The sequence below is a fragment of the Mangrovibacterium sp. genome (assembly GCF_059905295.1).
The window spans coordinates 1-7079 of sequence record NZ_JBZQJF010000169.1 but is presented as its reverse complement, the minus strand read 5'-3'; the positions used below and the strand labels follow the sequence as shown (position 1 = coordinate 7079).

Here is a 7079-nt window from a genome sequence, read left to right as displayed (position 1 = left end):
TATTGATTAATCCCCAATAGATTACAAAGTACTTCTCATTTCATGCGTAATACTGGCTTGGCCCTTGCCCCCTTTGAAAATGGATAATGCAGAATATCCAATATTTACGACAAAGCTTACCGCCCCTGTCTTGCTGCGGGTAATCCTTTCCTCACCCTTGGTAGCCTCATCAACCTCTCTGGCAAGCTTGTCCTCTTTGCTGGTAAGCTTGTCCCCCGCTCTGGTAGCCTCACCGACATCTCTGGTAAACACATTTACCTCTCTGGTAGCTTCATCTACTTATCTGGTAAGCTTATCTACCGCTCTGGTAGGCTCATCTACCTCCTAAAAATGGTAAAAAGAGTGGAAAAGCACGTCACCAGATCGAAAATAAACCCTACCAAAGGAGTTCTACCGTTGACCAGTACCATTTATGCTCTCACCAGTTTATTTTCAGCTTACACCAGCACAAGATCTGCCTCGAACAAAAACCGTTTTGAAAATCCAATCTTGCTAAATGATCAAATTCCATTTACAAAAATTAACCATCGCCCTCTGCTCCACCGCCCACCTTTTGTTTATATTTGAAGTTTTGTTTCGACAGAGCATCCGAAAAGCTGAAACAAAAAAACATGATTGAGTTTTAAGAAGTTGTACCACCATGTCGCAGGAATTAATTATAGGATTGACCGAACACCGAACGTTTGGTTACTTGTTTCAAGCCTTTTTAATCGAGAAGAGAGTCTCGTTCTACACCATTACCAAGATGGTGAAGCAACGGGACATTGAGGATTTACAACTCAACGACGAGCAAGCAGAACTGGTGAAACTGGTTGAGCAATACAGCGATGAGAAACTGGTACAAAAATTTTCGAAGCAAAAAGAGTCGAGCAAGTTCTTTCAGCAAATGGATCCTGATTTGTTTCAAAATTATATCAGTCCGTATATCGACAAATACCTCGGACGGATTATTCCCATCCTGATGCGCGGCAATACCCGCTTGTTTCTGAAACAGGCCAAGTATTCGAACCTGTACGACGAAGATTTAATTCAGGTTAATCCACTGTTTACCGACTGTTGTTTTTGCTTTAGCCGAACCGCTGAAGGAACTCAATATAAACTCGAGATTTCGTACGATGGTCAGCCCATTAACCTGCTGCATAAATCGATTACGATGGTTACAACCGAGCCGGGCGCTTTTATTTTCCATGGACAGCTGTACGCTTTCGAAACTTTGAATATAAAAAAGCTGCTGCCTTTCGTCGAAAAAGAAGCCATTTTCATTGCCTCGCAGGTTGAAGAAAAATATTACAAAAGCTTTGTACTGAATGCCCTGAAGGAGTTTCCGGTAAAGGCTGAAGGTTTTACCATCAGCGAGGGTGACGCTGACAAAGAAGCAGTTTTGTCGCTGGAACCAAACCTGCGCATGGAAGCGGTCCTACTACCCCGTTTTCGGTATGGGCAAAACGAATATTTGCCCAACAGCAGAACAGAAGTGGTTGTCGACTTTATAGCAACCGATAACCAATACCATTTCACTAAAATAAAACGCGATAAAGAGTGGGAAGATGAGAAAATTAGGTTTCTAACCCAACTCGGCTTAATCGAGGAAAACGGAAGTTTTTTCCCGCAAGGAGCCAATCTACTGAGCGATCAGGATCGGCTATACGAAATGGTGAACTGGCTAAACCGCCACAAAAGGCAACTTAGCGAAGTTGGGTTCAGCTTCACCCAAAACCGCCTCGATAAAGTTTACTCGACCGAACACCAGGAACTGGAATTGGAAGTCAAAGAAGGCGAAGATTGGTTTGATATTTATGCTAAAGTGCAAATTGGGGCTTTTCAGATTCCTTTTATCAAGCTGAAACGTCATATTTTATCGGGCATTCGCGAATTTGAATTACCAAACGGCGAGGTAGCTATTCTTCCCAAAGAATGGTTCTCGGAATATGGCGACATTATTCCCTTTGCCAGGCAGGAAGGTCAGAACCTGCGCCTGAAAAAGCACCATTTTCAGTTATTGCAACAAAAGCTGAAGGGTATCGACAAGAGCTTTTTCAACCGGTTGCAGGATGTTGCAGCAAAAGCAGGTAGACCAATAGTGGTGCCCGCCAATTTGCAGGCAAATCTCCGGTTGTACCAGCACGAAGGTTTTTCGTGGATGTATAATTTGTATGAAAACCAGTTTGGAGGTTGCCTGGCCGACGATATGGGACTGGGGAAAACCTTGCAAACACTTACGCTTCTGCTAAAATTGAAGCGATTAAAAAGAACGGTTGACATACCGGAATTTGAGCAGAATTTAGAGCAAGGCAATTTGTTCGCCCAACCGGGCAAAGAGCCTCAAAACGAGGAAGAGGAAACGAGTAAACAGCAGACAGCCAGTTTAATTGTTATGCCAACCTCGCTGTTACACAACTGGCACAATGAAGTGCAGAAGTTCACGCCCTCACTCAAGGTGTATCGCCATTTTGGTATTTCGCGAAAACGAACGGGCAGCTTCAAAAGTTTAGCCAGCTACTACGATGTCATCCTAACCAGCTACGGCACTGTTCGTAACGATTTTGAGCTATTGAAAGATATTGAGTTCTTCTATGTTATCCTCGATGAAAGCCAGTACATTAAGAATCCGGGATCGAAAACATACCAAACGATTTCGAAACTGAAAGCCAAAAACCGGCTGGTACTGACGGGCACCCCGATTGAAAACTCCCTGTCGGATCTTTGGTCGCAAATGAACTTCATCAACAAAGGTTTGCTGGGCAACCTGGCCTACTTTAAGCGCGAATTCATTACGCCAATTGAAAAGAAAAGCGATCCGGAGAAGCAGCAAAAGCTGCAAACTTTAATTCGCCCATTTGTCTTACGTCGAACCAAAGAACAAGTGGCCAACGACCTGCCGCCGGTTACCGAACAGATTCGCTATTGTGGTATGGCACGCGAGCAAAAGCGCATCTATGAGCAGGAAAAATCGGCTATTCGCAACAGCATCCTCGAGAATATTGAAAAAGATGGCGTTGAAAAATCAGCCTTCGTGGTGCTGCAGGGCTTAACCAAACTGCGGCAGCTGGCCAACCACCCATCGATGCTGCATGGAACCGATGAAACCGATTCGGAATCGGGTAAGTTCGACGAAATTTTAAACACCCTGGAGAGTTTGATTGCAGAGAAACACAAAGTACTCATCTTCTCCTCCTTTGTGAAACATCTGGAGCTGGTTAAGCAACAACTGGACGCGCGGAAATGGAAATACTCGATCCTAACCGGGCAAACAGCAAACCGTGCCGAAGTCATCCACAATTTTCAAAATGATCCCGACAACCGGATATTCCTCATCTCGTTGAAGGCAGGCGGCGTTGGACTAAATCTCACCTCGGCCGACTATGTATTCATTATCGACCCGTGGTGGAACCCGGCTGCAGAGATGCAAGCCATTGCCCGGGCACACCGAATCGGACAAGAGAAAAAAGTTATGGTTTACCGCTTCATTACCGAAGGAAGTATCGAAGAAAAAATCCTGCAGCTTCAGGATCGCAAATCGTCATTGGCAGAGAAGTTTATCAACTCGAACAACCCGTTTAAAGCGATTAGCCGCGAGGAAATTTTAAACTTATTCAGCTAAAATCGTAATGCTGACAAATTTCGACTACTAATTGCTTCGGGTGCAATCAAAAATCCAATAGATAACGTATTTCAATTTTTCAAAATAGATGATACTGATGAAAAGAATTTATCTCGTTTTAAGTGCATTTCTATTTACGCTTACAGTATTTGCTCAAAAACAAATGAGCCTCGACGATGCGGTACTGGGACGTTATTCGTACCTGTACCCACGTCAGCTAAACCAGCTGCAATGGCGTAGTGACAATAGTTTGGTTTATTTGAAAGCCGACACAATTTGGGAAACCGGAATTAACAAAGACGATTCGAAGATTTTATTGAATGCTACTGAATTAGGCCAATTGGGCGCCAGTCAGAAAATCGAATTGGAGCACATTCGTGCCTTTGATTTCATCAATAACAACGAAGTCATATTTAAAAACGACAATCAAACAGCTGCTTTCAACCTGCAAAGCAAACAGTTTGAATATAGCCTGACAACACCGGATGATGCTGAAGCAGATGATTTCAGCGCAGGAGCTAAGGCAGTAGCCTACGTAAAAGGTCAAAACCTGTTTATCCAGAAGGATGGGAAAGAAATTCAGGTTACCCATGAAACGAAAGAAGGTGTGGTTTGCGGCCGCTATGTACACCGACGCGAGTTTGGGATTACCAAAGGAACTTTCTGGTCGCCATCGGGTAAATACCTGGCTTTTTACCGCAAGGACGAAAGCATGGTAAAAGATTATCCGTTGGTTGATTATATGACTCGTGAGGCTGAAGAAACCCCCATTAAATATCCAATGGCCGGAATGACCAGCCACCAGGTAACTGTGGGTATTTACAATCTGGAGACAGGAAAAACCACTTTCCTGAAATCGGGCGGTCCTGACGACCACTACCTGACGAATATCAGCTGGGGACCAAACGAAGAATATATATATGTAGCCGAGCTTAACCGGGATCAAAACGATATGCACCTAAACCAATACCGCGTTGCCGATGGTTCAAAAGTGAAAACGATCCTGGAAGAAACCCGTTCAACCTATGTGGAGCCACAGCATCCTATCGTATTTTCAAAAACGAATGACAACGAGTTCTACTACTGGACACGCAACGATGGCTGGTTCCACCTTTACCTGTACAATACCGACGGGAAAATGATTCGCCAGCTTACCAAAGGCAACTGGGAAGTAACCGAATTTTACGGCACGGATGCCAAAGAGAAATACGCTTACATTCAAGCCACCAAAGAAAGCCCGCTCGATCGCCATATCTATCGGGTGAACCTGAAAAGCGGAGAATTAATGAAGCTGGACTCCGAAGCTGGTACACACGAGGCCAGTTTTTCACCTTCATTTAAATACCTGGCCGATAAGTGGTCGGCTTTTGCGAATCCGGGACAAACCGATTTGCTCCAAACCAGCGGCAAACTGGTTCGAACAATCTCTAAAGCCGAAAACACACTGAAAGATTACGAGTTGGGGGAAAACAAAATTGTAACCATCAAAGCTGCGGATGATTCAACCGATTTGTACGGACGAATCATTTTACCCAACAACTTCGACCCGAATAAAAAATATCCTACAATCGTTTATGTTTACGGTGGTCCGCACGTTCAACTGGTTGATAATACCTGGCACAATGATGCAAACTGGTGGTTCTACTATATGGCTTCAAAAGGCTACATCCTATTTACTGTCGACAGCCGTGGATCGGCCAATCGCGGACAAGCTTTCGAAGAAGTGATTCACCGTCAGCTGGGTGTTGAAGAAACCAAAGATCAAATGAAAGGCATTGATTACCTGAAGAGCCTGCCTTACGTAGATCAAACCCGGATTGGCGTGCATGGCTGGAGTTTTGGCGGTTTTATGACTTTAAACCTGATGTTACGCCACCCTGAAACCTTTAAAGTTGGTGTTGCCGGTGGTGCCGTTGTCGATTGGGATATGTATGAAGTCATGTACGGCGAACGCTATATGGACACACCACAGGAAAACCCGGAAGGTTATAAAGAAACCAATATGATCAATCATGTTAGCAACCTTCAGGGTAAATTAATGTTGATTCACGGCGTTCAGGACGATACAGTGGTGATGCAACATAGCATGAAATTCCTGAGGGAGTGCATCCAGCAAAATAAACAGGTTGATTTCTTTGCGTATCCAACGCATCCGCACAATGTACGTGGAAAAGACCGGGTACATCTCATGGATAAAGTCAGCCAGTATTTTTTCGATTTTTTATAAAGAAAGATTGCCAGACTATTAGATTTCAGATGATCGGACTTACAACCTGAAGATAATAGAACGCTGATGACATTGATTTAAATTGTTCTTCGCTGATTCATTTATTTGCGATTATGGGCTTAAATCAGTGTCGTTGGTGTTCATGTCGTGGAGTATATATCAGCACACTAAAATATACAATTAATAACATTGCACTTAAGTAACGGTAATCTGTACAAAAGCAGAGATTACCAAAAAGAATTCGCAATGGTTATTTTCCCGAAGTCCAGCAGTAATAAAAATCCAATGCAATATAAAAGGATGAAGAGTAGGAGTAATCTAATCTTGTAAAACGCTTTATTTTCTACAAATTCACGTCTAAAACTTTCCATCTCCACCGAAACTTTCCACTCCCTAGGAGTATTATCATTCATGTACACAATATGAAGGGCAGAAAAAATAACGGATGAAAGAATCGTTAAATAAATTGAGAACAAACTATTATATATCAGTTCAATACCTACTGATAAGGAAAGACAAATCTTGTTCCCCTCCCATTCTGCATTTTTTAAAATCCGTATTAAGTATGAAAAAATAAAAATAGTCCCTCCGAAAAAATAAAAATTCAATAAGATATCGATTATATACAATTGACTCTTCATTAGAGTAAAGACCAAAGTAGTTATACATCCCGATAATATCAAAAACGATTTGCTCATTTGTTACAAAATATTAAAATAATGAGAACAAAATTGCTCTCATTATTTATTAATCTAATAATACTCTGCTAATGCTTTAACAACTCCCGCTGTTGCACTTGCCCAGCCCATACAGCCTCCCATAACTCCAACTGCAATTCCAACTGGCCCTGTTGCAAGCAAGCCAACACCAACCATCGCTGCACCTGCAATTGTACAAAAAGCAAGAAAGGCATCCCCTCCATCTCCTCCACCAACTTTCATCAATTCTTGTTTACTCAGTTCTTCCATGGTAAATAATTTTAACAAACAACCTACTCTATTTTAAGGCTTTTCGGGTTCCACCTGGGTTTTGTGCACTAAACTTGTGTACGAATTTAAATTAGGGTACTCTCAAAATTTGAGAGTAAAGAACTTTTTTGTCAAATAATTGCAAATCGAGCTAAATTCTTAAAACCACCGTTTATTTGTTTGCTTTCATCACTGTTCAGTTCTTTTAGGTAAAAGCCACACTGAAAATTAACATCCTTGGTATATACATAACTTTGGTAACACAATTCATTAAATCCTTTTC

3 protein-coding genes are annotated in these 7079 nt (G+C 42.3%); 2 read left to right on the top strand and 1 reads right to left on the bottom strand.

Annotation, left to right across the window (positions count from 1 at the left end):
- Window positions 1-640 precede the first annotated feature (640 nt).
- Window positions 641-3601 (top strand): DEAD/DEAH box helicase, encoded by a 2961-nt coding sequence (locus AC37HE_RS09100; RefSeq protein WP_500782517.1) that lies wholly within the window; start codon window positions 641-643, stop codon window positions 3599-3601.
- 97 nt (window positions 3602-3698) lie between these two features.
- Window positions 3699-5828: a S9 family peptidase gene (locus AC37HE_RS09095; RefSeq protein WP_500782516.1), complete on the top strand. Its 2130-nt coding sequence runs from the start codon at window positions 3699-3701 to the stop codon at window positions 5826-5828.
- A gap of 752 nt (window positions 5829-6580) precedes the next feature.
- On the opposite strand, the gene AC37HE_RS09090 is transcribed toward AC37HE_RS09095, so the two are convergent.
- Window positions 6581-6796 (bottom strand): hypothetical protein, encoded by a 216-nt coding sequence (locus AC37HE_RS09090; RefSeq protein ID WP_500782515.1) that lies wholly within the window; start codon window positions 6794-6796, stop codon window positions 6581-6583.
- Window positions 6797-7079 lie beyond the last annotated feature (283 nt).

Coding starts and splice junctions, on each gene's coding strand:
- AC37HE_RS09100 (WP_500782517.1), top strand. CDS start 641: ATGTCGCAGGAATTAATTATAGGATTGACCGAACACCGAACGTTTGGT.
- AC37HE_RS09095 (WP_500782516.1), top strand. CDS start 3,699: ATGAAAAGAATTTATCTCGTTTTAAGTGCATTTCTATTTACGCTTACA.
- AC37HE_RS09090 (WP_500782515.1), bottom strand. CDS start 6,796: ATGGAAGAACTGAGTAAACAAGAATTGATGAAAGTTGGTGGAGGAGAT.